Here is a 23,305-nt window from a genome sequence, read left to right on the forward strand (position 1 = left end):
GCTCAACCCGAGCGGTGTCGGGTCAGTTGACCCGCATCGGGAGGCCCGGCGCAGCCGCACGCCGCCGTAACCAGAGCGCCCGCACCATGACGCCCACCACCGTCAGGTTGGCCGTCAGCGTGACCACATCCAGCCAGTGCATGTGCCGCACCAGCGCCAGCACCTCGAAGGGCAGGTAGATGCCCCCGCTGAGGGCGCCCAGCCACTCGGCCCAGGCCCGTTCGCGGAACAGGCCATAGGCTTCGGTGAAGCGCACCAGCGCATAGGCCGCAGCCCCCGCCGACAGCAGCGCCAGCCGGCCGTTCTGCAGATGGGCTGCGAAGTCGATGAAGACCTGCGGCTCGTGCGAGGCCGGGTTCAGGTGCAGGTGGTGCACCAGGTGCTCGGCCACCGTGCGCAGGTCCTTGTGCAGCAGCAGGAGCAGCCCTGACGCCGCAGCGACGGCGAGCACGCCCTTGAAGGCTTCGATGAGGGCGACCAGCCGGATGGCGCGGGCGGAGCGGGAGTGCATCGCGGGATGATCGCACGGCCCGCCGACGCCGCCGGGTCGGCGCGGGCCGGCTCTTTCAGGCGTGCGGCCAGCGGGTGAAAGCCGGCAGCGCCTCGGCCTCGGCCGAGAAAGCCGTCTGCATCGGAAAGTCCGCGGGCGCCAGCACGCCCGGCAGCGACTGCTGCGTGAAATGCCAGCTGACGGCAATGGCGATGCCGGCATGACCGATGGCCCCGGCACGGGCGCCGCCGGGCACGGGCGCGCGGCGCATCTCGGCCTCCAGCAACTGCCAGGCCGTGCGCATCTGACCCGTCACGCGCTCCGACCAGGGCGCATGTTGCCGCTCGGCCGGGCGCAGTTCGCGCTCATAGACGGCCTGCACCGCCTTCTCGCAGGCGGCCAGGGCCAGGCCGGTCAGGCGCAGGGCCCGCACACGGTCGGCGGCATCGGTCGGCCACAGGCTGCGGCCCGGGCCGGCCAGTTGCTCCGCATGCATCAGGATCAGGGTCGAATCCATCAGCGCCTGGCCGTCGTCCAGCACCAGCGTGGGCGCCTTCACCACCGGGTTGTGGCGGCGGAATTCCTCCATCTGCCGGAAGACCGAGACGGGCTTCGATTCGAAGGGCAGGCCCAGCAGGTCCAGGGCAATGGCGGTGCGCCGGACGTAGGGCGAGTCCAGCATGCCGATCAGTTGCATCATTTCAGTTCCACTTCAGAGAGTCAGGCAGGCATCAGTGCCGCGCCTTTCAATCTACCCTTTGGCCGCCGCAGGCACCATCGACTTGTTCTGCGCCAATCCGTTAGTTCTTCTTCAACGACCCCCGCCTTCCATGAGCGACCTGCCGCCCCTGCAAGCCCTGCGATGCTTCGAAGCCGTGGCCCGGCTGGGCAGCGTCACCCGCGCGGCCGAGACGCTGCACGTCACCCACTCGGCCGTGAGCCAGCAGCTGCGGCACCTCGAATCGCTGCTGGGCCTGTCGCTGTTCGAGCGCGAAGGGCGCGGACTTCGGTTGTCCGAGAACGGCCGGCTCTATGCGCTGCAGGTGCGCGCCGCGCTTTCGGACATCGGCGATGCCACCCGCAGCCTGCGGGTGCGCCCGCGCGAGGGCGAGCTCGTGGTGTCGGTGATTCCCTCTTTCGGCCTGCACTGGCTGCTTCCCCGGCTGCCGCGCTTTGCCGAGCGCCATCCGCATGAGCGCATCCGCCTGCAGGCCGGCCTGGACGTGCAGGACCTGTGCCAGGGCGCGGCGGATGTCGCCATCCGCATGGGCCATGGCCCCTGGGAAGGCCTGAGCCAGCAGCCCCTGTTCGAGGACGAGCTGCTGATGGTGGCGGCGCCGCATTTCCGCGGCGGCCGGCTGCCGGCCACGCCGGCCGAGGTGCTGGCCTGCCCGCCGGTGCGCTCGGCCGAATCCTGGTCGAGCTGGTGCGAGTCCGTGGGCCTGCCCGAACCGCCGCCGCTCGCGGGCCTGTGGATCAACGACTCCAACCTCACGATCGAGGCCGTGCGCCTGGGCCAGGGCGTGGCGCTGGAGCGGCGGAGCATCGTGCACGGCCTGCTGCAGCGCGGCGAGCTGGTGGCGCTGACCGATGTGCGCGTGCCCTATCCCTATCCGTACTGGCTGGTGTGGCCGACCACGGGCGGGCGGCGAGGGCCGCCAACGGCCTTCGGCCACTGGCTCGCCGAGGAAGTGACGGCCTACCGGGCCGAGCTGGCGGGCGCCTGAGGCCGCCGTTCGGCCCCATCCGAGCGCGTCACTCCGCGGTGAACACCGTCAGCACGCCGGTGTAGCCATAGAGGTGATGCCCGGCGATCTCGCCGCCGGCGAAGAAGCCGGTCAGCGGCACATCACCCAGCGCATGTCGCAGGATCTGCAGCTCGGCATTGGGCGCACCAAAATGCGGCCCGCCGCGGCCCACGCAGCTGATGTAGACCGCGCCGGCGATGCGCCGCGCCGGGTGCGGCGAGGCATCGGTCTCCGACAGGGCCAGCGCCTGCGCGGTGGCCAGGCTCTGCTCCTGCGGCTCCAGGCTTTCTCGGATCTCGGCGCAGATGCGCATCAGGTCGGCGCGCGCGGCCTGGGCGTTGCGGCGGCAGAAGCTCATGCGCATGCCGGCCTCGGCCCGGTCGGCGATGGCGACGGCGCGGCGCTTGGGGTCCAGGCCGATGATGTGGCGCACCCGCGCGTGCGGGCCCAGGTCGCCGGTGATGCGCACGCCGTCGGTGCCGGCGGCCGACAGGCCCACCAGCGTGGCCCGCACGGTGTCGATGGCCTGCTGCGGGTCTTTCTCCAGCGAGATGCCCAGGTCTTCGAGCAGCACGTCCAGGGCAGGTCGGCCGTCGAGCGTGAGCAGCAGGTTCTCGTCGGCGCCGGTGATCTCGCGCTGGCGCGAGACGGGCTGGCAGCCCTGCGTGACCTGTGTGGTCAGTTCCACCTCGGGGCCGAAGGCGACGCCCGACAGCCCGCCCTCGAACACACCGCGCGTGGCGCCCTGGCCCGCCATGGTGCCGTTGCCGCCCAGCGCGAACTGCAGCGCGCCGGCACGTCCCGACGCCAGCCCGCCGAAGAGCAGGCCGTCGTCGGTGCGTCCGGCGACCTCGGCAATCAGCTCGGGCAGTTCGGGGGTCTCGGGGTCGGCATGCACCAGCGCACAGCGGGCGCTGAAGCCGGCGTTGGGCCCGTCGCCCGGCGCATGGCCGGAGGCGGCCAGCGGCGCCACGCCCGAGAACACCCGGTACTGGTCGGCCGGCACACCCAGCAGCATCACGCCGATGGCGGGCTCGTCGATGTACTCGGCGGCATTGGCCACGATGCCGGCCGCCACGGCGCCGGCCCAGTCGCTCACCTCGGGCAGCTCGGCCGCCAGCAGGTCGAGGATGTCGGCCGCCTCGGCCGTGTAGTGGTCGGTGACGTAGAGCAGGCCCAGCGAGGGCAAGGATTCGTAGTCGGGCAGCGCCATCTGGGCGCGCAACTGCGCCAGCACCAGGCCGGCGGCCATGCGCCAGTCGGGATGGGTGGCGTGGCCAGTGGGAAAGAGCTTCATCCGGTGCTCCGGTTGCCGCCGGTGCGGCGGGCACTGGCGGCGGTGGAGGCGGCGGCCGGCTTCTTGCCGGCGGTGGATTTGGAGGCCGCCGGCTTCTTGCCGGCGGTGGATTTGGAGGCCGCCGGCTTCTTGCGCGCCGCCGTCTTGCGGGACGCGGCCTTCTTGGCCGGCGCCTTGCGGCCGGCCGACTTGGCTGCAGCGGCCGGCGCCTCGGGCATCGCACCGACCGCGGCCATCGGCATCTGCATGGCCGAGGCCTCCTTGAGGGCCTGGCTGGCGATCTGCTGGAACTGCTGGGTGAGCGAGCCCCACCATTGCAGCGGGTCGATGACGCCGGGCGCGGCGGCAGGGGCGTCGGCCTCCTCTTCCGCCGGGGCCTCGGCCGAGGGAGCCGGGGCGGGCGCGGGCTCTGGCGCTGCATCGCGCGCCGCAGGTGCCGCCGTGGCCGCCGCTGTGGCCTCGCGAACGGCCTCGGCCGCGCGGGTCGTCGAATCGGCGAAGGCCTGGGCCAGGTCCTCCATGCGCACGTTCATGCCGCGCAGGGTCGACAACGTCATGCGCTGCACTTCGAGCGCCTGGATGGTGGCCTTGAGCGCATGGCCGTTCTGCTCCAGCCAGTACTGCACGGCCTTGAGCTCCTGGATGCGCTTGTCGATCTCCTCCACGCTGAGCGTCGGCGCGACCCAGCTCGACATGCCGCCCAGTCCGGGCATGGCGCTGGCGGCGGAGGCACCGCCCGCGGCCAGGTTGCGCAGGAAGTCGAAGCCCGGCACGAACTGGGCAAAGCTGCTGAAGGGGGGCGGGCTGGCATCGGACATGGGGCGTCTCCTGTCGGGCATTCGAAGGCGGATCGGGCGCGCACGGCGGCGGCATCGTGGGCTCGCCGCTGGGGCGGGCGGCCGGCGTGCCAGCTTACCCGAGCGGGCGACGTGCGCGGCGTCGGCCATCGGCCCACCGTGCGCGGCGCCACTTTCTCGCGACGGCCCGCCTGGCACGGCCGGCGTTCACGGGACGCGCATGCCCCTCGTCGGCGTGCGCCATCGGGCGCCTGCGATCAACCCAGCTGCGCCGGATTGAGCTGCCAGATCACGGTCATCAACACGCCGGCAAAGCCCAGCCACGCCACATAGGGCAGCAGCAGCGCACCGGCCAGCGCCGAGCGCCGCCAGAAGGCGACCAGCGTCGCCAGTACCAGCAGCACCAGCACGACCTGCACCGCCAGCGATGCGGCGCCCAGGTGCCACACGAAGAAGAACCAGCTCCACGAAGCATTGACCGCGAGTTGGACCACGAACAAGCCGAGCGCGCCCGGCGCAGCCGCCCAGCCGCCGCGGCGCCAGACCAGCCAGGCCGAGATCGCCATCAGCGTGTAGAGCGCGCTCCACACCGGGCCGAAGAGCCAGGCCGGCGGCGCCCAGTCGGGCCGTATGAGTTCACCGTAGAAGCCGGCCGCGTTGGCCGAGGCCAGTCCGCCCACACCGGCCGCCGCAAAACACAGCAGCAGCCAGCCGACCAGGCCCAGCACCTGGCGGGCGCGGGACGAGGCAGGCGGGTTCATCGAAAGAGAAGGAGCATTCATGGGCAGGACCTCCGGGGCAATGCTGGCGCGACATCCGCCACCGGCGGGTGGGACGCCGCCCTCTCCTTACGCCAGCGCCGCCGCGCCGGATCAGTCGCCGCCGTCGCCCCCGGCGGGCTGCGCCTCGGCGCGTGGCCGGCCGCCGGGCGGCACGACCTCCTGATCGATGGCGCCGAAGACAGAGCGGCCGTCCAGGCCCTTCATCTCGATGCGCACCGTGTCGCCGAACTGCATGAAGCCGGTGCGCGGGGCGCCGTCCTGCAGCGTCTCCATGCAGCGCTTCTCGGCGATGCAGGCATAGCCGCGCGGCCAGTCGAGCCGGCCCGCCGCGTCTTCCACGCCCGGGTTGCTGACCGTGCCGCTGCCGACGATGCTGCCGGCGCGCACGCGGCGGGTGGCCGCCAGATGCGAGATCAACTGGCCGAAGTGGAAATGCATGTCCGGGCCGGCCTCGCACAGGCCCACGGTGCGGCCGTTCCAGGCCACCTGCAGCGTGAGGTGAACCCGGCCCTCGCGCCAGGCCTCGCCCAGTTCGTCGGGCGTCACGGCCACGGGGCTGAAGGCGGTGGCGGGCTTGCCCTGCACGAAGCCGAAGCCCTTGGCCAGCTCGGCCGGGATCAGGTTGCGCAGCGAGACGTCGTTGGCCAGCATGAGCAGGCGCACACCATCCAGCGCCTGCTCGGGCGAGGCGCCCATGCGCACATCTCCGGTGATGACCGCCACCTCGCCCTCGAAGTCGATGCCCATGGCCTCGCTGGGCACCACGATGTCGTCGCAGGGACCCAGCAGGTCGTCGCTGGCGCCCTGGTACATCAACGGGTCGCTGCGCAGGCTGGCCGGCATCTCGGCGCCGCGAGCCCGGCGCACCAGTTCCACATGGTTCAGGTAGGCCGAGCCATCGGCCCACTGGTAGGCGCGTGGCAGCGGCGCCATGCACTGGGCCGGATCGAAGGGAAAGGCATGCCGTGCGCGTCCGCTGTTGAGCAGGTCGTACAGGTCCTGCAACTGAGGGCTCATGAAGCCCCAGTCGTCCAGCACCTGCTGCAGCCGGTGGGCGATGCCGGTGGCGTAATGGGCCTGCGTCAGGTCGCGCGAGACCACGACCAGCTGGCCGTCGCGCGAGCCGTCCTTGAGGGTGGCGAGTTTCATGGAGGCGTGAAGGGGATGCGGCACGCGGCCGGAGGTGGGCCGCACGCGCTGACTAAACTCATCGGGATGCCGTTTGCCATCGCCGCGCCGTGTGCCTTCTGCCCACGGGCTGCGCGATCGGCGAGGGCCATCCCCCAGGACGGGGCAGTGTAGCCAGCCGCTGTTCCGCCGAAGCCGCCGATGACGCCGAGCGCCTCCTCCACCGACCTTCCCGCCCCCCGCCGCAGGCCTTGGCGCGCACTGGCCCTGCTGGCCGCGGCGGTGGCGCTCGCGCACGTGCTGCTGCTGGGCCTGCTGCCGCTGGGCAGCGAGCCGCCGCCCCTGCCGCTGGCCCACAGCTTCAGCACGCGCGAGGTGGTGATCGCGCCCCCCGCACCGGCACCGGCAGCGGCAGCGGCAGCGGCTGCGCCTGCACGCGCCGCGCCGGTGGCGGCGCCGCGCCCGCTGGCCGAGCCTGAACCGCCAGCGCCCGCCCTGCCCGCCGTCGAGGTGGCCACCGCGCCGGAGCCGGCCCCCTCGGCGCCCGCCCCGCAGGCCGCGGCGTCAGCGCCCGCCGAGGTGGTGTCGGCCGACACCGACAACGGCGGCGGATCGCAACGCGGCGGACTGCTCGGGCCGGGCGGCGGCGATGGCACCGGCGGCAGTGGCGACGCTCCCTCGGGCCCGACAGCCGGCACGCCCACGGCCGGCGCCACCGTGCCGCTGCAGCTGCCGGGCTCGGTGAAGCTCGACTTCGACGCCACCGGCCAGCAGGGCATGCAGCCCATGTCGGGCGTGTTCGGCGAACTCACCTGGCTGCAGGACGGTGACCGCTACAACGCGCGGCTTTCGCTCAAGGTGCTGTTCCGCACCATCCGGGCGCAGACCAGCGAGGGCCGCATCGGCCCGCAAGGCATCGCGCCGGAGCGCTTCTCGGACCGCCGCCGCAGCGAGGTGGCCACGCATTTCGTGCGCGACACGGGCGAGATCGTCTTCAGCAGCGTCAACACGCGCGTGCCGCTGCAGCCGGGCGCGCAGGACCGCCTGAGCATCCTGATGCAGCTGACGGCGCTGGTGGGCGGCGACCCGGCGCGCTACACGTCCGGCCGCACGATCAGCCTGCAGGTGGCGGGGCCGCGCGATGCCGATGTGTGGACCTTCCGCGTCGAAGGCGACGAGACCGTCGCCACGCCCTCCGGTGAGCACCTGGCCCGCCGCCTGGTTCGCCTGCCGCGGCGCGAGTACGACCAGAAGATCGAGGTCTGGCTCGCGGCCGACCTCGGCTGGCTGCCGGTGCGCATCCGCCAGACCGAGGCCAACGGCGACTTCGCCGACCTGCAGCTGCGCAGCGCCGACAAGGCACAGTGAGATGCGCCGCCGCAACAGCGGCGCCCCACGGGAGACCCTTTGCGGACGGGCCCGCGATGTGCCGCGTACATTAGGGCGGCGCATTGGCCCACACGAGATCGGCAGCTCTTGAATCTGGCGCATTGATTGCTAAATACATGACCATGTCCCTCATCGACTCTCTGAAGCACCCCGCCATGCACATGCTTTACGACTCCGACAGCTTCGTCGTCGTCCACGTGCAGCCGGAGGAAGGCAGCCGCCCCGCCGGCAGCCATCCGATGCTGTCGCGCGACGGCTTCGAGATCGTGGACAAGCGCTCCGGCAAGGAGGTCTACCTCGACGGCTCCTGGGCCGAGCTGTTCCAGCAGCAGATCGCCGCCTGGCAGGAAAACACCCCCACCCAGGAAGAGGTGGAAGACACGCTCGAAGGCTATGCCGAGCTGGCACAGAACCCGGTGCTGATGCACTGAGATGCGCAACGCCAGGTTCTGCCGGCCGAAGCCGGCAGCGCCAGCGTGACAAAGGCCCGCATCGCGGGCCTTTTGCTTTTGCGGCGCAGGCCTCAGCGCCGCCGGTAGAGCCGCTCGAACAGCGGCCCCGTCAACAGCAGCACCGCCACCAGCCGGCAGACCTGGAAGGCCGTCACCACCGGCACTCCCAGCTGCAGCACCTTGGCCGTGATCGACATCTCGGCGATGCCACCCGGCGAGGTGCCCAGCAGCAGCGTGGTCCAGCGCAGGCCGGTGGCCCAGGCCAGCACCTCGGCAAAGAGGGCACAGGCGCCGATCATGGCCAGGGTGCCGGCGGCCACGGAGGCCAGCCAGCGCGGCGCGGTGTGCACGAACTCCCGCGAGAAGCGCACGCCCAGGCTCACGGCGATCACCAACTGCGCCGAATTCGACAGCCACTGCGGCACGGCCGAGGGTGTCACGCCGTTCATCGAGATGCCCGCCGTGACCAGCAGCGGGCCCAGGAACCAGGGGTTGGCGCGCCCCAGCCGCCGCATCAGCCAGGCCCCCGCGGCGGTGGCCACCGCCATCAGCGCGAAGCCGCCCCACCGCACCTCGCGCAGCGCGGCGGGCACGCTGTCCAGCCCATGCAGGCCTGCCCATTGCAGGCCGAAGGGAATGCTGACCGTCACGATCACCAGCCGCAGGCTGTGGGCGGCAGCCACCAGGTCGGTGCGCGCGCCCGCCCGTTCGGACAGCAGCGTCATCTCCGATGCGCCACCGATGGCGCCTGCAAAGTAAGTGGTGGCTCTCAGCGTGCGCGGCGGCAGCTGGGGCATGTGGCGCGCGTGAACCCGGTCCAGGCAGAGCCCGAAGCCGGTGCCCAACGCCAGCGCCCAGGCGATGGCCAGCACGATGGCCCACCACAGGCTGGCCACCAGCGCCGTCACCTCGGGCGTGAAATACAGGCCCAGGGCCGCGCCGATGGTCCATTGCCCGCCGTTGCGCAGCGGCGCCCAGCTCGCGGTGGGCAGGCCGGCCATCGAGGCGAAGGACACGGCCAGGATGGGCCCGATCATCCAGGGCAGCGGCGTGTGCAGAAGAAGGCACAGACCGGCGGCCGCCAGGGCCAGCAGCAGCGTGCCCAGCACGCGCAACACATAGGGAGGGGGGCGCCAAGCAGCGGCAGCGGAGGACGGCACGGGAGGCGAGGGACTGGAATGAAGCGGAGAAAGAAAGCGAATCGCACGGACAGGCAGGCCGCCGACGGTGCACCTAGTATCCGCGGCATGCTGTCTCCCCTGCCCCTGCTTTGCCGCTGTGCGGCGCTGTCGATGGCCGCCGTGCTGGCCGCGGGCTGCGCCGGCATGGCGGCAGACGCGCCCGACACCCCGCTCTCCCGCCGCCTGGATGCCCTGCTGCCCGCGCAGGTGCTGATCCTCGGCGAGCAGCACGATGCCGACGCCCACCATGCGCTCGAGCGCGAGACGGTGCAACAGCTAGCCGCCCGCCAGCGCCTGGCGGCCGTCGCGCTGGAGATGGCCGACAGCGGCCGCAGTACCGCCGCGCTGCCCCCGACCGCCACCGAGGCGCAGGCTCGCGCCGCCCTGGCCTGGAACGACCGCGCCTGGCCCTGGTCTGCCTACGGCCCGGTGGTGATGGCCGCGGTGGGCGCCGGCGTGCCGGTGCTCGGCGCCAACCTGCCCCGCGCCCGCATGAAGGACGCCATGGCCGACGTCTCGCTCGATGCCCAGCTGCCCCCGCCCGCCTGGCAGGCCCAGGTGGCCGCGGTGCGCGAGGGCCACTGCGGCCTGCTGCCGGAATCGCAGATCCAGCCCATGACCCGCATCCAGATCGCCCGCGACCGCGAGATGGCGCGCACTGTGGCGCAGGCCACGCAGGCGGCGGCGCCCAGCCGGGTGGTGCTGCTGATCACCGGCGCCGGCCATGCTGACCCGGCGCTGGGCGTGCCCCAGCACCTGCCGACCGACCTGAAGGTGCGCAGCGTGCGCATGGCCGCTGGCGGCGCGGGTGCCGACCGCCAGCGCTTCAACGCACTCTGGGCCACGCCCGCCATGCCGCCCAGGGACTATTGCGCCGAGCTGCGCAAGCCCGCCGCGCCGGCCAAACCCTGAAAACGGCGGCGCAAAGGCCGCTCAGCGACCGCCCTCGCCCACGTAGGGAATGGCGTGCTCCACCGTGTCCCAGATGAAGCGGCCCGAGGGGCTCTGCTGCTCCTCGACGATGTGCGCCACCAGGCCGGCCGCGCGGGAGATGACGGCGAAGCCGCGCATCACGCCGGTGGGCACGCCGATCTCGCCCAGCAGTGCGGCCACTGCGCCCGTGGCGTTGATGGTGATGGGCCGGCCCGCGGCGGCATCGACGGCGGCCGAGAGCATCTCCAGCGCGCGGATGTGACGGCCGGCCAGCTCGGGCTCTGCACGGCCGAGTTCCAGCAGCTTGTAGGCGCGCGGGTCCACCGGCTTGTGCAGGTGGTGGCCGAAGCCGGGTACGGCGCTCTTCTGCGCCTTGTGGTGCTGGGCGATGGCGGCGGCTTCGGCCTGCGGATCCTCGGCCGCCATGATGCGGTCGAGCAGGCGCGAGCAGTTCTCCATGGTGCCCACGAAGGAGCTGCCCACCGCCAGCAGGCCGGCGCTGACGGCGCCCTGCAGGTTCTCGGGTGCGCTCATGTAGATCAGCCGCGTGGCAATGGCGCTGGGCGTGAGACCATGCTCCATCAGCACGATCAGCACCACGTCGGTGATGCGCATGTCCACCGGGCGCGGCGTGCGGCCGAGGATCTGCATCAGCATCACCTCGGTGAAGGTCTTCTGGCCCATCAGGTCCTGCACCAGGTCCGCGGCGCGGTAGTGCAGGCTGGTGAGGGTGTGGGTGCACAGGCGGGTGACGGGGGTGGCGTTCTTGTCGGTCATCGGTGTCTCCGTGGAGGGGTCAGTTGGCGGCCAGGGCGGCGTCGCGCACGGCGGTCTTGAGCACCTTGCCCACCGGCGAGCGCGGCAGGCTGGCATGGAAGTGGATGCGCTTGGGCGTCTGCACCGGCCCCAGGCGCTCGCGCACGAAGGCGATCAGCTCGGCCTCGCCCACGTCGGCGCCGGGGCGCAGCTGCACCGCGGCCTGCACCGTCTCGCCCCACTTGTCGTCGGGCAGGCCGAACACGGCGCATTCGTGCACGGCGGGGTGCTGGCCCAGGGCGTTCTCCACGTCCACCGGGTAGACGTTGAAGCCACCGGTGATGACCATGTCCTTGAGCCGGTCCTTGAGGAAGAGGTAGCCGCGCTCGTCGATGAGGCCGCGGTCGCCGGTGTGCAGCCAGCCGTCCACCAGCGTCTCGTCGGTCTTGTCGGGCAGGCGCCAGTAGCCGGTCATCAGCAGGTCGCCGCGGGCCACCACCTCGCCCACCTCGCCGGGCGGCAGCAGGCGGCCGTCGGGCGCCATGATGGCCACGTCGCTGAACCAGGTGGTGCGACCGACGGCGGGCCAGTTGCGCGGGTCGTCGAAGTCCTCGGGCCGCATCACGGTGAGGATCTGCGGCGCCTCGGTCTGGCCGTAGGTGGTGCCCAGCACCGGGCCGAAGAAGTCGCGCACCTGGCGGATCTTCTCGGGCGGCATCGGGGCGCCGCCGTAGATCAGACGGCGCAGCTGGGGAAAGTCGTCGCGGCTCGCCTCCGGCAGCGCCATCAGCATGTAGACCAGCGTGGGCGGCATGAAGCAGGCGGTGCCGCCGCGCTCGCGGAAGGCGGTGCGCACGGCCTCGGCGCCGGCGCCCGCCAGCAGCACATGGCAGCCGCCCTGCGCCAGGATGGGCAGCAGGTAGGTCGACGTGCCGTGGGTGATGGGCGCCGCCACCACATAGCGCTCGTGTTCGTCGAAGCCCCAGGCGTGGATCTGGTTGGCGATGGTGGCCATCCACGCGCGGTAGGGCTGCATCACGCCCTTGGGCAGACCGGTGGTGCCGCCGGTGAACTTGATGGCCTGCGTGGCGTCGCCGGGCAGCGCCAGGCGCGGCGGCGGGGCGCCCGCGTGGGCCTGTTCCAGCGCCTGCAGCGTGGTGGCGCTGGCGGATGGCACCGCATCGCCCGTCAGCACGCGGGCACCCGGCGCGCCGTCCAGCAGGTCGGCATGGGCCGCGTCCAGCACCAGGATGGAGGGCTCGGTGGCATCGACGATGCGCCGGATCTCCGGCCGCGTGCTCTTGGGGTTGAGCGGCACCCACACCTTGCCGCAGGCCAGCACGGCCAGCAGCGCGGCGATGTGATCCGTGCTGTTGGCGGCGCAGAGGCCCACGCGGCTCTGCGGCGCCGGATCCAGGGCCATCAGGCCGGCGGCCAGGGCGGCGACCCGGGCGGCGAGCGCGTCGTAGCGCAGCAGGCCCTCGGGGGCGTCGATGGCGGTGCGCGCAGGCCAGCGCTGGGCGGCCCGCCAGAAGAAGTCGATGGGGTACATGGTCAGGAAGGAAAACGGCCCGCTCGGGCGTGATGCAGGGCGCGGCGGCGGGATGCGCGCGCCGCGCCTGCGCTTACTGGGCGCTGGCGCCCGAGGCCTTGACGACCTCGCGCCAGCGCTGGATCTCGGCCGCGGCGAAGGCGCGCGCCTGCTCGGGCGTGCCACTGGCCGGCGTGGCCGCCAGGTCCTGCAGGCGCTGGCGCACGTCGGGCGCGGCCAGCACCTTGGCCAGGGCGGCATTGAGCCGGTCGATCACCGGCCGCGGCGTGCCGGCCGGCGCGGCCAGGGCGAACCAGGACTGCACGTCGAAGCCCGCGTAGCCCGACTCGGCCAGCGTGGGCACATCGGGCAACTGCGGCAGGCGCTGGGCGCTGGTGACCGCGATGGCGCGCAGCTTGCCGGCCTGCACATGCGGCAGCGACGAGGGCGCGTTGTCGAACATCGAGTCGACCTGGCCGCCCATCAGGTCGGTGATGGCGGGCGCACTTCCCTTGTAGGGCACATGCAGCATGTTGAGGCCCGACTGCATCTTGAACATCTCGCCCGACAGGTGGATGGACGAGCCGGCGCCGGACGAGGCGAAGGTGAGGCCCTCCTTCGACGCCTTGGCGTAGCGCACATAGTCGGCCACCGAGCGGATCGGCAACTTGGGATTGACCACCAGGATGTTGGGGATCTTGGCCATCAGGCCCGCCAGCTCGAAGTCCTTCACCGGGTCGTAGCCCAGCCTGGGATAGAGCGAGGCATTGATGGTGTTGGCGATGGTGTAGACGTAGAGCGTGTAGCCGTCGGGCGCGGCGCGGGCCACGATCTCGGCGCCGAGGTTGCTGTTGGCCCCCGCGCGGTTGTCCACCAGCATGGGCTGGCCCAGCTGTTCGCCCATCTTCACGGCCACCAGGCGCGCCACCACGTCGGTGGCGCCACCGGCGGCATAGCCGACGACGAGCCGGATCGGCTTGGCCGGCCAGGCCTCCGGCTGGGCGGCGGCTGGCGCCGTCGCGCTGCCGAGCACCACGGCGGCGGCCAGGGCGGCCAAGGTGAACAGGCGGCGGCCGGCGCGTTGCGGGCGCAGGGCGGGCCAGGGCGAGGGACGGGGTGAGGATGCAGGCATGGTCGTTGTCTCCGTGATGTTCGAATGCCAGAGCCCGTCGGCGCAGCGCGCGATGCGCGGCACACTGCAGGCTTTTGGATGGGCGGATTCTTGGAGATGGCCTCCCGAAACACGAACGAAAACGTCCGGCAGCCGGACGATCCCGCCGAGGCCACGGAGGACCCCGGCAGCCGCACCCTGCGCCGCGGGCTCCAGATCCTGGACGCCGTGATGGCCCGGCCCGAGGGCCTGCGTGTGGTCGACCTGTGCCGCGCCACCGGCCTGGAGCGGGCGCCGGTCTACCGGCTGCTGGCCACGCTGAAGGAGGGCGGCCATGTGGCGCAACGCGGCCGCTTCCTCTACGTGCCGGGCCCGCGCTGGGGCGCGCTGGAGCCTGCGGCCCGGCAGCCCAACATGGCGGTGCAGTTGCAGCCGGTGCTCGAACGCGTGAGCCGCGCCTGCGGCGATGCGGCCTTCGCCATCGTGCGCGAGGGTGCGGCCTCCCACTGCATCGCGCGTCAGGTGGGCACGCACCCGGTGCAGGTGCTGGTGATCCAGGTGGGCACGCGCCAGCCGCTGGGCGTGGGCGCGGCCGGGCTGGCCCTGCTGGCCGCCCTGCCCGATGCGCAGGTGGACGAGGTGATTGCCGCCAACGCCGCGCAGCTGCCGCGCTACGGCGGCATGACGCCCGAGCGGCTGCGCATCCTGGTGCGGGCCACGCGCGAGCGCGGCTGGTCGGTCATCGGCAACCATGCCACGCGCAACGTGCTGGCCGTGGGCATGGCGGTGCGCAACGCGCGCGGCGAGGCGGTGGCGGGCATCAGCGTCGCCTCCACGCTGGAGCGCATGCCGCGCCAGCGGCAGGAACTCATCGCCCGCAACTGCCGGGCCGCGCTGGCGGCGCTCTCGCCGGGCGAGCTCTGAGCCCCGCCGACCGCGCCGCTGCGCCCGCCGACGCCCCGCTGCCGGCGCTGCGACAATCCGCCCCCTCATGAGCGCGTACATCCTGACCCTTTCCTGCCCGGACCGCCGCGGCATCGTGCATGCCGTCTCGGGCTTCCTGATGGAGCGGGGCGGCAACATCGAAGAGGCCGCCCAGTACAACGACCATGGCACGGGCCTGTTCTTCATGCGCGTGCGCTTCGCCTGCGAGGGCGTGCCGGAGGCCGAGCTGCGCAGTCAGCTGGCCTCGCTGGCCGACGGCTTCGGCATGGCCTGGAAGCTGCACGCCGCCCAGCAGCCGATGAAGACCGTGCTGCTGGTCAGCAAGGAAGGCCACTGCCTCAACGACCTGCTGTTCCGCTGGAAGAGCGGCCTGCTGCCGGTGGACATCCGCGCCATCATCAGCAACCACCGCGACTTCTACCAGCTGGCCGCCAGCTACAACGTGCCCTTCCACCACATCCCGGTGACCGCCGCCACCAAGGCCCAGGCCGAGGCGAAGCAGCTGGAGATCATCGAGGCCGAGGGCGCGGACCTGGTGGTGCTGGCGCGCTACATGCAGATCCTGTCGAACGAGATGTGCGGCCGGCTGGCCGGCCGGGCCATCAACATCCACCACAGCTTCCTGCCCAGCTTCAAGGGCGCCAAGCCCTACTACCAGGCGCACGACCGCGGCGTGAAGCTGATCGGCGCCACCGCCCACTACGTGACGGCCGACCTGGACGAAGGCCCCATCATCGAGCAGGACGTGGCCCGCGCCGACCACACCGACACCGTCGAGGACCTCACGGCCCGCGGCCGCGACACCGAAAGCCTGGTGCTGGCCCGCGCCGTCAAGTGGCACAGCGAGCACCGCGTGCTGCTCAACGGCCACCGCACGGTGATCTTCCGTTAGCCCTCCTCCTCGCGACCCCGCCATGAACGCTCCCACCACCTCCGTCCAGCAATCGAACTTCCAGCGCGCGGAACGACAGGCCCAGGTGGTGCGGGCCCTGGGCGCCCTGCTGCCCGCGCATGCCCTGCTGTGGCAGGACGAGGACACCACGCCCTACGAATGCGATGGCCTGACGGCCTACCGCCAGCGCCCGCTGGTGGTGGCCCTGCCCGAGACCGAGGCCCAGGTGCAGGCGGTACTTCGCACCTGCCATGGCCTGGGCGTGCCGGTGGTGGCGCGCGGCGCGGGCACGGGCCTCTCGGGCGGCGCGATGCCGCACGGCGAGGGCGTGACGCTGTCGCTCGCCCGCTTCAACCAGATCCTGAAGGTCGACCCCGTCGCCCGCACCGCCACCGTGCAGTGCGGCGTGCGCAACCTGGCCATCAGCGAGGCCGCCGCGCCCTACGGGCTGTACTACGCGCCCGACCCCTCCAGCCAGATCGCCTGCACCATCGGCGGCAACGTGGCCGAGAACTCCGGCGGCGTGCACTGCCTCAAGTACGGCCTGACGCTGCACAACGTGCTGCGGGTGCGCGGCTTCCTGGCCGATGGCGAGCAGGTGGAGTTCGGCGGCGAGGCGCTGGACGCGCCGGGCCTGGACCTGCTGCCGCTGGTCGTGGGCAGCGAAGGCATGCTGGCTGTCACCCTTGAAGTCACCGTCAAGCTCGTGCCCAAGCCGCAGCTCGCACGCTGCATCATGGCCAGCTTCGACGATGTGCAGAAGGCCGGTGACGCCGTGGCGGCGGTGATCGCCGCCGGCATCATCCCGGCAGGTCTGGAGATGATGGACAAGCCCATGACGGCCGCCGTCGAGGACTTCGTGCATGCCGGCTACGACCTCACGGCCGCGGCCATCCTGCTGTGCGAATCCGACGGCACGCCCGAGGAGGTCGATGAGGAGATCGGCCGCATGAGCGAAGTGCTGCGCGGCTGCGGCGCCACGGCCATCGCCGTGAGCCAGAGCGAGGAAGAGCGGCTGCGCTTCTGGAGCGGCCGCAAGAACGCCTTCCCCGCCTCGGGCCGCATCAGCCCGGACTACATGTGCCTGGACTCGACCATCCCGCGCAAGCGCCTGGCCGACATCCTGCTCGCCATCGCGGAGATGGAGAAGAAGTACGGCCTGCGCTGCTGCAACGTCTTCCACGCCGGCGACGGCAACCTGCATCCGCTGGTGCTGTTCGATGCCAACGACCCCGACGAGCTGCACCGCTGCGAGCTGTTCGGCGCCGACATCCTGGAGACCAGCGTCGCCATGGGCGGCACCGTCTCGGGCGAGCATGGCGTGGGCGTGGAAAAGCTCAGCAGCATGTGCGTGCAGTTCACCGCCGAGGAGAACGCGCAGATGTTCGCGGTGAAGGCCGCCTTCGACCCTGCCGGCCTGCTCAACCCCGGCAAGGTGATCCCGACGCTGGCGCGCTGCGCCGAATACGGCAAGCAGGTGGTGCGCGGCGGGCGGCTGCCGCATCCCGAGCTGCCGCGGTTCTGATGCAGGGCTTGCGCGGCCTGGCCTGGCTGCTGGTCTTCCAGTCGCTGGGCGAGCTGATCTCTCGCGGCCTTCATCTGCCGCTGCCCGGCCCCGTGCTGGGCCTCTTGATGCTGCTGCCGGCGCTGCGCGTGGCCGCCATCCGCGAGGCAGTGGCCGTGTGCGCGCAGTTTTTGCTGTCGCACCTGTCGCTGCTCTTCGTGCCGGTGGGCGTGGGCGTGATGACGCACCTGGGCCTGTTCGCGGACTATGGGCTGCGCATCCTGCTGGTCGTCGCCCTTTCCACCTGGATCGGCTTGGCGGTCACCGCACTGGTGCTGCATGCCGGCCGCCCGAAGGAAGAACAGGAGAAGCGCTGATGCCCCACTTCGTCGAACTCTGGGTCTACCTCTCGGCCACGCCGCTGTTCGGCCTGACGGCCACGCTGGTGGTCTACCTGCTGGCGCAGGCCTTCTATGGCCGCATGCAGGGTGCGCCCTGGGCCAATCCGGTGCTGTGGTCGGTGGTGGTGCTGGCGCTGCTGCTGACGGCGACCGGGGTGAAGTACCCGACCTATTTTTCGGGGGCGCAGTTCATCCACTTCCTGCTCGGCCCCGCCGTGGTGGCGTTGGCCTGGCCCTTGTGGGAACGCCGGGCCGAACTGCGCGCGCGCGGTCCTCGCCTGCTGCTGGCCGCGCTGCTGGGCGGCGGCGCCGCGGGCGCATCGGCCGTGCTGCTGGCGTGGCTCTTCGGCCTGCCCAAGGATGTGGTGCTGTCGATGGCGCCCAAGTCGGTGACGGCGCCCGTGGCCATGGGCATCGCCGAGAAGATCGGCGGCGTGCCGGCGCTCTCCGCGGTCTTTGCCGTCCTGACAGGCATGGTGGGCGCGCTGAGCGGCAAGTACCTGTTTGATCTTCTGCGCGTGCCTGCAGCCGGCTCGGGCTGGACCGCCCGCGGCTTTGCGCTGGGCACCGCCGCGCACGGCATCGGCGCCGCGCGGGCCCTGCAGGTGAACGCCGACGCGGGTGCCTATGCCGGGTTGGCGCTGGGCCTGCAGGTGGTGCTGGCTGCCCTGCTCATGCCGCTGATCTTCCGGCTCTTCGGTTGACGCCCTACCCAGAGATCGAAACGCCGCGGAGCAGGCGACGCAAGTGCACCCGAGGAACTGGCTTCGCCAGGCCTCCGGGTGCGCCCCCTCCAAGCCGAAGGCGCCAGGGAGGGTGAGCCGCGAAGCGGCATGGGGCTGTCGTCAATACCGATTCGGGTTGTTCGGCCGACGGTCGTGTCGATTCGGCACGCCGTCACCATCGCGGTCCCAGCGGCCGCGGTTGTATTCCCAGCGGCCACCGCGCTCACGCCACTCCGGCGCGCGGTAGGCATAGCCCGGACGTGCCTTGACCCAGTGGCCCGGCGCCCAGACGTACTGGCCGCGACGGGCTTCCCAATGCCCAGGCGCCCACACGAAGCCGCGGCGGGGCGGGGGCATGCGCTCGGCGCGGGGCGGAGGCGGGGGCTGACCGATCTGCACATTGATGACCGGTTGGGCCTGGGCGGAAGCCGGGACGGCGATGGCGCCCAGCGAAAGAAGGGTGGCGGTGCCCAGGGACAGGGCGACGGCGGTGATGCTCTTTTTCATGGGTTGCTTCCTCATGAAGTGTTGGAGCCTCGATGGTGCGCTGCGGGTGTCAACGGCACGTCAGTGCAAGGCAAATGCTTGTGTGAAGCTGTATCCCGCACCTGAGGCGGCGGGAAGGCCGCGCACCCCGCCTCATTCCCTCAACAGCGGCACGTCGGCCACCTGTGCCATGGCGGCCGTTCCCGCGGCGTTGGGATGGAGGTGATCGCCACTGTCGTAGCGCGCGGCAAGCCGGCGCCCATCGGCCGGGTCGCGCAATGCGGCGTCGAAGTCGACCACGGCCACGTCCTGCCTGCCGCGGATCCAGCGGTTGACCGCGTCGCGCTTCGCCTCGTTCGCCTCACTCCAATAGCCAGAGCCCTCGAAAGGCAGCAGCGTACCCAGCAGCACCTTCAGGCCGCGCACGCGGGCACGGTCGACCAATTGCTGGAGCCCGTCGATGAGCGCCTGTGCAGGGGGCGGGTCGAAGCCCGGCAGCAGCTTGCCCTGGAAGGTGCCGAAGCCGATGTCGTTGATGCCGATGAGCACCAGCACATGCGTCGCACCGCTCTGCTGCAGCACGTCGGCGTCGAATCGCGAAATGCCGCTGGGTCCGGTGAAATCCGCCAGCAGGCGGTTGCCGCCGATGCCGGCGTTGATCACGGCCACGGGCGTACGCCCGGCGACACCATGAAGCCGCACACCCAGGCGCTGCGGATAGCGGGCCGCATCGGCCCCACTTTCCGCGCCGGAGCCCTCGGTGATCGAGTCGCCGAAAGCCACCACGACATTCGCCGGCTTGGGCGGCTTGACGTCGAGGCCGGTGACGAACAGGTTCCACGGCTTGCGCTGGACGTCCTTCAGTTGCGCGGCGCCCGTCTGGTTGCCGGGTGCCAGCCAGGCCCCCTCCGGCGGCAGGCGGTGCACCACGGTGGCGGGCACGGATTCGGCCAGCGCAAAGCTCACCACCAGGGGCTGCCCCGCGCGCACTGCGAGGGCCACGCCGTCCGTCCAGCGCTCCTGCCCGGCTGGCACCTCGAATGCGGCGCGGCCGCCCATCGCGAGGGGCTGCCGCGTGCCGGGCGACAGGTTGCCGCCCCCGGTGCCCAGGGCGACGGTGGCAGCCGCGATGCGCAGTGGCCTTTGGCCGAAGCGGTTGGAGAAGCGCACCCGCACCTGCTTGCCGTCCAGCGCCACGGTGAGTTGCTGGCGCACGGTGCCCTGCACCATCCACTTGGGTGCAGCCGGTACGCCGGGCAACTGCGGCAGGGCGTCGAAATTCTGGGGCGCGGCCGCCCAGGCGGCGGTCCAGCCCGGCGCGGCATGCGCACCCATTGCGGCCAGACCAAGGACGAGCGCGGCAACAAGGCCCCGACAACGGAAGAGGAACATCGTGCAAGCCGCAGTGAAGAACTCCGCACGATAGGCGCAGGCGCGGCGTCGCGCCTGCCAGGGCTCACCACGTGTCGACGTAGGGCTTGGGCGACTCCTGCACGCGCCCGGCCGAGGCCAGACCGCGCACCAGCCAGGCGCGGGTGTCCGCCGGATCGATCACGGCGTCGATCTCCAGCGTCTGCGCCATGTTGACGGCCTGGCCGTCGGCGTACTGCCGGTCGACCAATTGCTTGAAGAGCGCATCGCGTTCGGCGCCTTCGGGCACCGCTTCCAGCTCCTTGCGAAAGCCCAGGCGCACGGCGCCCTCCAGGCCCATGGCACCGAACTCGCCCGTGGGCCAGGCGACGGTGAACACCGGCGCATCGAAGCCACCTGCCGCCATGGCCTGCGCCCCCAGGCCGTAGCCCTTGCGCAGCACCACGGTGAAGTAGGGCACGCGCAGGTGCGAGGCGACCATGAACATGCGTGACACATGCCGCACCTGGGCCTGGGCCTCGACGTCCGGCCCCACCATGAAGCCGGGTGTGTCGCACAGCGCCACCAGCGGCAGGCCGTGGGCATTGCACAGCTGCATGAAGTGCGCAGCCTTGTCGGCGGCGTCGACGTCGATGGCGCCGCCCAGGTGACGGGGGTTGTTGGCCAGCACGCCCACCGGCCGGCCCTCGATGCGGGCCAGCGCCGTCACCATGCCGGCGCCGAAGCCGGCGCGCAGTTCCAGCAGCGAGTCGGTGTCTACCAGGCCGCGCATGACGGCCCGCACGTCGTACACGCGCAGCCGGTTCTCGGGCACGGCCTGGCGCAGCAGTCGCGCGTCACCGGCCTCCCACTTCGCCGTACGGCCCTGGAAGTACGACAGGTACTGCCGCGCCGCGGCGGCGGCCTCGGCCTCGTCCTCCACCAGGATGTCGATCACGCCGTTGCGCGACTGCACCGCGCTGGGCCCGATCTGCTCGGGCGCGAAGCGACCCAGCCCCCCGCCCTCGATCATGGCGGGGCCGCTCATGCCGATGTTGCTGTTCTTCGTGGCGATGATCACGTCGCTGCAGCCCAGCAGCGCCGCGTTGCCCGCGAAACAGCGACCATGCGCGATGCCCACCACCGGCACCACGCCCGACAGCGCGGCGTACTGGCTGAAGGTGTGGTTGTTGAGCCCGGCGACGATGGGCATGTCCACATCGCCCGGCCGCCCTCCGCCGCCTTCGGCGAACAGCACCACCGGCAGCCTGAGCTGGTGGGCCAGCGCCAGCATGCGGTCCTTCTTGTGGTGGTTGCGCATGCCCTGGGTGCCGGCCAGCACGGTGTAGTCGTAGGCCATCACCACGCAGCGCGAGGCCTCGGCGCCGAAGAGCTCGGCATTGACGCTGCCGATGCCCGTCACCATGCCATCGGCCGGCGTGTTGGCGACCAGGTCCTCCAGGCTGCGGCGGCGGGTCTGCGCGGCAATGGCGAGCTGGCCGTATTCGATGAAATTGCCCGGGTCGGCATCGAGCGCGCACAGGTCGGCGATGTTCTCGCGCGCCGTGCGGCCGCCCTGCGCATGCCGCTTGGCAACGGCCTGCGGCCGGTTGGTGTCCAGCGTGGGCGCATGGCGGTCGATGACGCGCTGCAGGTCGGGGCGGATGTGGCCAGGATCGACGGCAGCGCCCTGCTGCTCGCCGGCCTGCTGGGCGTCGACGGGCTCCAGCCGCACCAGCGGCTGGCCTTCGGCCAGGTAGTCGCCGGCGGCGGCCAGCAACGCGACCACGCGGCCGGGCTCGGCAGCCTGCAGCAGGTGCTCCATCTTCATGGCCTCCAGCACGCCCAGCTGTGCACCGGCCGGCACCACGTCGCCGATGGCCACGTCGAACTGCACCAGGCGGGCGGGCATGGGGGCGCGGATATGGAGGAAGCCCTCGTAGCCTTGGTCATCCGTTGCCGGGACAGGCGCTGTGGCCACCGACGGCGTGAGCGAAGCCGGCGCGACCATCGTCTCTGCCGCCTTGAGCAGCTCGCCCAGATGCGCCTCGACGAAGCGTGTGTGCACGTCCTGCTGTGCGAACTCCGGCCGTTCGCCGATGGCGCGCAACAGCGGCAGATTGGTGGCCATGCCCTCGATGCGGCATTCGGCCAGCGCGCGCAGGCTGCGGCGCCGCACGTCGGCAAGGTCGTTGCTGCGGCTGGCGACGATCAGCTTGGCCAGCAGCGTGTCGTAGTGCGGCGAGGGCGACAGGCCGGCATAGCCGTGGGTGTCCACCCGCACGCCGGGGCCCGAGGGCAGGTCGAAGCGCGCCAGCCGGCCGCCAGCGGGGCGTGCGTTGCCCTGCGCGTCCAGCGTCTCGGCATTGATGCGCCACTGGATGGCGAAGCCCTGCTGCGCGGCGGTGCGCCCGGTGTCGATGCCGAGCGTGCCCAGCCGCTGACCGGCCAGCACGGCCAGTTGCAGTTGCACCAGGTCGAGCCCGGTGACGGCCTCGGTCACCGTGTGCTCCACCTGCAGACGCGGGTTGGCCTCGATGAAGACCCAGGGCAGCATGGCCGAGCCCTCGTCCACCAGAAACTCGAAGGTGCCCAGGCCCAGGTAGCCCACGGCCTGCGCCATGCGCAGCGCCGCCTGTGTGAGGGCGGCACGCAGGGGCTCGGACAAGGTCGGGCTGGGCGCGATCTCCACCAGCTTCTGGAAGCGGCGCTGCAGGGTGCATTCGCGCTCGCCCAGGCTGGCGACCGATTCACCGTCGCCCAGCACCTGGATCTCGATGTGGCGTGCGCGTGGCATCAGGCGCTCGACGTACACGCCGTCCACACCGAAGGCCGCGCGGGCCTCGGAGACGCAACGGGCATGGGCGTCGGCCACATCCTCCGCACGCAGCACGGCGCGCATGCCCCGGCCGCCGCCACCGCCGATGGCCTTGATCATCACGCCCGCGCCGTCCTTCGCCTGCTCGGCGAAGAAGGTCTGGGCTTCCTGCAGTGTGACCGCGCCGGCACTGCCCGGCATGACCGGCACATCGCATTGCTGGGCCAGTGCGCGGGCGCGCGCCTTGTCGCCGAACAGCGCCAGCTGCTCCGGCGTCGGCCCGATGAAGACCAGCCCGGCCTTCGCACAGGCCTGCGCGAAGTCGGCCCGCTCGCTCAGGAAGCCATAGCCGGGATGCACCGCATCGCAGCCCTGCGCGTGGGCGATGGCCAGAAGCGCGTCGATGTCGAGATAGGCGGACGGCCCGGTGGCCGCCAGTGGCACGGCGACATCGGCCAGCTGCGCATGCAGGGCCTGTGCATCGTCCTGCGCATGCACGGCCACGCTGGCGATGCCCAGGTCCTGCAGGGCGCGCACCAGACGCACGGCGATCTCGCCGCGGTTGGCGATCAGAACTTTCTTGAACATG

Annotated in this window: 22 protein-coding genes; 9 read left to right on the plus strand and 13 right to left on the minus strand. The window is 71.8% G+C overall.

Translation table 11 applies throughout. From position 1 onward, the window contains the following. Positions 1-22: 22 nt before the first annotated feature. A complete protein-coding gene (locus ACT54X_RS12995) occupies positions 23-511 on the minus strand; it encodes a DUF2127 domain-containing protein (RefSeq protein WP_294368110.1) in 489 nt (162 codons plus the stop codon). 55 nt (positions 512-566) lie between these two features. Next, positions 567-1,187 (minus strand): glutathione S-transferase family protein, encoded by a 621-nt coding sequence (locus ACT54X_RS13000; RefSeq protein WP_294368408.1) that lies wholly within the window; start codon positions 1,185-1,187, stop codon positions 567-569. A 133-nt stretch (positions 1,188-1,320) separates the two neighbouring features. Here ACT54X_RS13000 and ACT54X_RS13005 point away from each other — a divergent pair, with 133 nt between their 5' ends. After that, the gene (locus ACT54X_RS13005; RefSeq protein WP_294368108.1) at positions 1,321-2,217 is read left to right on the plus strand and encodes a LysR substrate-binding domain-containing protein; all 897 of its coding nucleotides are present in this window, start codon (positions 1,321-1,323) and stop codon (positions 2,215-2,217) included. A gap of 28 nt (positions 2,218-2,245) precedes the next feature. On the opposite strand, the gene ACT54X_RS13010 is transcribed toward ACT54X_RS13005, so the two are convergent. The 4 genes from ACT54X_RS13010 to ACT54X_RS13025 all read right to left on the minus strand — a co-directional run bounded on the left by ACT54X_RS13010 (position 2,246) and on the right by ACT54X_RS13025 (position 6,263). Further along, positions 2,246-3,535, minus strand: a complete 1,290-nt coding sequence (locus tag ACT54X_RS13010; protein WP_294368105.1) for an FIST signal transduction protein — start codon at positions 3,533-3,535, stop codon at positions 2,246-2,248. Beyond that, positions 3,532-4,353: a PhaM family polyhydroxyalkanoate granule multifunctional regulatory protein gene (locus ACT54X_RS13015; RefSeq protein WP_294368102.1), complete on the minus strand. Its 822-nt coding sequence runs from the start codon at positions 4,351-4,353 to the stop codon at positions 3,532-3,534. The genes ACT54X_RS13010 and ACT54X_RS13015 overlap by 4 nt, the downstream gene beginning before the upstream one ends. Before the next feature lie 236 nt (positions 4,354-4,589). Further along, positions 4,590-5,114, minus strand: a complete 525-nt coding sequence (locus ACT54X_RS13020; protein ID WP_294368101.1) for a TspO/MBR family protein — start codon at positions 5,112-5,114, stop codon at positions 4,590-4,592. 90 nt (positions 5,115-5,204) lie between these two features. Continuing rightward, the gene (locus tag ACT54X_RS13025) at positions 5,205-6,263 is read right to left on the minus strand and encodes a fumarylacetoacetate hydrolase family protein (protein WP_294368098.1); all 1,059 of its coding nucleotides are present in this window, start codon (positions 6,261-6,263) and stop codon (positions 5,205-5,207) included. 180 nt (positions 6,264-6,443) lie between these two features. Between ACT54X_RS13025 and ACT54X_RS13030 the strand changes: the two genes are divergently transcribed. Together ACT54X_RS13030 and ACT54X_RS13035 are read left to right on the plus strand one after the other, a co-directional pair. After that, the gene (locus ACT54X_RS13030; protein WP_476346915.1) at positions 6,444-7,610 is read left to right on the plus strand and encodes a DUF3108 domain-containing protein; all 1,167 of its coding nucleotides are present in this window, start codon (positions 6,444-6,446) and stop codon (positions 7,608-7,610) included. A gap of 176 nt (positions 7,611-7,786) precedes the next feature. Beyond that, positions 7,787-8,062: a BTH_I0359 family protein gene (locus tag ACT54X_RS13035; protein ID WP_076507731.1), complete on the plus strand. Its 276-nt coding sequence runs from the start codon at positions 7,787-7,789 to the stop codon at positions 8,060-8,062. Positions 8,063-8,154: 92 nt separating this feature from the next. On the opposite strand, the gene ACT54X_RS13040 is transcribed toward ACT54X_RS13035, so the two are convergent. Further along, a complete protein-coding gene (locus ACT54X_RS13040; protein WP_294368092.1) occupies positions 8,155-9,243 on the minus strand; it encodes an AbrB family transcriptional regulator in 1,089 nt (362 codons plus the stop codon). 87 nt (positions 9,244-9,330) lie between these two features. On the opposite strand from ACT54X_RS13040, the gene ACT54X_RS13045 reads away from it, so the two are divergent. Next, entirely contained in the window at positions 9,331-10,176 is an 846-nt protein-coding gene (locus tag ACT54X_RS13045; protein ID WP_294368090.1) for a ChaN family lipoprotein, read from the plus strand. 21 nt (positions 10,177-10,197) lie between these two features. Here the strand turns inward: ACT54X_RS13045 and ACT54X_RS13050 are convergent, their stop codons facing one another. From ACT54X_RS13050 to ACT54X_RS13060, 3 genes are all read right to left on the minus strand, one after another. Beyond that, positions 10,198-10,974, minus strand: coding sequence for a citryl-CoA lyase (locus tag ACT54X_RS13050; protein WP_294368086.1), 777 nt, complete (start codon positions 10,972-10,974; stop codon positions 10,198-10,200). Positions 10,975-10,993: 19 nt separating this feature from the next. Next, on the minus strand, positions 10,994-12,505 hold the full coding sequence (locus tag ACT54X_RS13055) for a class I adenylate-forming enzyme family protein (RefSeq protein WP_294368083.1): 1,512 nt from the start codon (positions 12,503-12,505) through the stop codon (positions 10,994-10,996). Between the two features lie 73 nt (positions 12,506-12,578). Continuing rightward, positions 12,579-13,616 (minus strand): Bug family tripartite tricarboxylate transporter substrate binding protein, encoded by a 1,038-nt coding sequence (locus ACT54X_RS13060; protein WP_294368081.1) that lies wholly within the window; start codon positions 13,614-13,616, stop codon positions 12,579-12,581. Positions 13,617-13,712: 96 nt separating this feature from the next. Here ACT54X_RS13060 and ACT54X_RS13065 point away from each other — a divergent pair, with 96 nt between their 5' ends. The 5 genes from ACT54X_RS13065 (at position 13,713) to ACT54X_RS13085 (ending at position 18,041) form a co-directional block, all read left to right on the plus strand. Further along, a complete protein-coding gene (locus ACT54X_RS13065; RefSeq protein WP_294368078.1) occupies positions 13,713-14,519 on the plus strand; it encodes an IclR family transcriptional regulator in 807 nt (268 codons plus the stop codon). A 67-nt stretch (positions 14,520-14,586) separates the two neighbouring features. Next, positions 14,587-15,432, plus strand: a complete 846-nt coding sequence (gene purU / locus ACT54X_RS13070; RefSeq protein ID WP_076507512.1) for a formyltetrahydrofolate deformylase — start codon at positions 14,587-14,589, stop codon at positions 15,430-15,432. Between the two features lie 22 nt (positions 15,433-15,454). After that, positions 15,455-16,957: an FAD-linked oxidase C-terminal domain-containing protein gene (locus tag ACT54X_RS13075; protein WP_294368075.1), complete on the plus strand. Its 1,503-nt coding sequence runs from the start codon at positions 15,455-15,457 to the stop codon at positions 16,955-16,957. Continuing rightward, the gene (locus ACT54X_RS13080; RefSeq protein ID WP_017757071.1) at positions 16,957-17,313 is read left to right on the plus strand and encodes a CidA/LrgA family protein; all 357 of its coding nucleotides are present in this window, start codon (positions 16,957-16,959) and stop codon (positions 17,311-17,313) included. Before ACT54X_RS13075 ends, ACT54X_RS13080 begins: the two co-directional genes overlap by 1 nt. After that, the gene (locus ACT54X_RS13085; RefSeq protein ID WP_476346920.1) at positions 17,313-18,041 is read left to right on the plus strand and encodes an LrgB family protein; all 729 of its coding nucleotides are present in this window, start codon (positions 17,313-17,315) and stop codon (positions 18,039-18,041) included. The genes ACT54X_RS13080 and ACT54X_RS13085 overlap by 1 nt, the downstream gene beginning before the upstream one ends. A gap of 141 nt (positions 18,042-18,182) precedes the next feature. Here ACT54X_RS13085 and ACT54X_RS13090 read toward each other — a convergent pair whose 3' ends face one another. The 3 genes from ACT54X_RS13090 to ACT54X_RS13100 all read right to left on the minus strand — a co-directional run bounded on the left by ACT54X_RS13090 (position 18,183) and on the right by ACT54X_RS13100 (position 23,304). After that, positions 18,183-18,569 (minus strand): YXWGXW repeat-containing protein, encoded by a 387-nt coding sequence (locus ACT54X_RS13090; protein WP_017757069.1) that lies wholly within the window; start codon positions 18,567-18,569, stop codon positions 18,183-18,185. 132 nt (positions 18,570-18,701) lie between these two features. Beyond that, positions 18,702-19,883 carry an SGNH/GDSL hydrolase family protein gene (locus ACT54X_RS13095; RefSeq protein WP_476346922.1) on the minus strand — a complete coding sequence of 394 codons (1,182 nt, stop codon included), beginning with the start codon at positions 19,881-19,883 and terminating at the stop codon, positions 18,702-18,704. 121 nt (positions 19,884-20,004) lie between these two features. Then, entirely contained in the window at positions 20,005-23,304 is a 3,300-nt protein-coding gene (locus tag ACT54X_RS13100; protein WP_476346924.1) for a carboxyl transferase domain-containing protein, read from the minus strand. Position 23,305 lies beyond the last annotated feature (1 nt).

The organism is Pseudacidovorax sp. DMC4, from assembly GCF_056314265.1.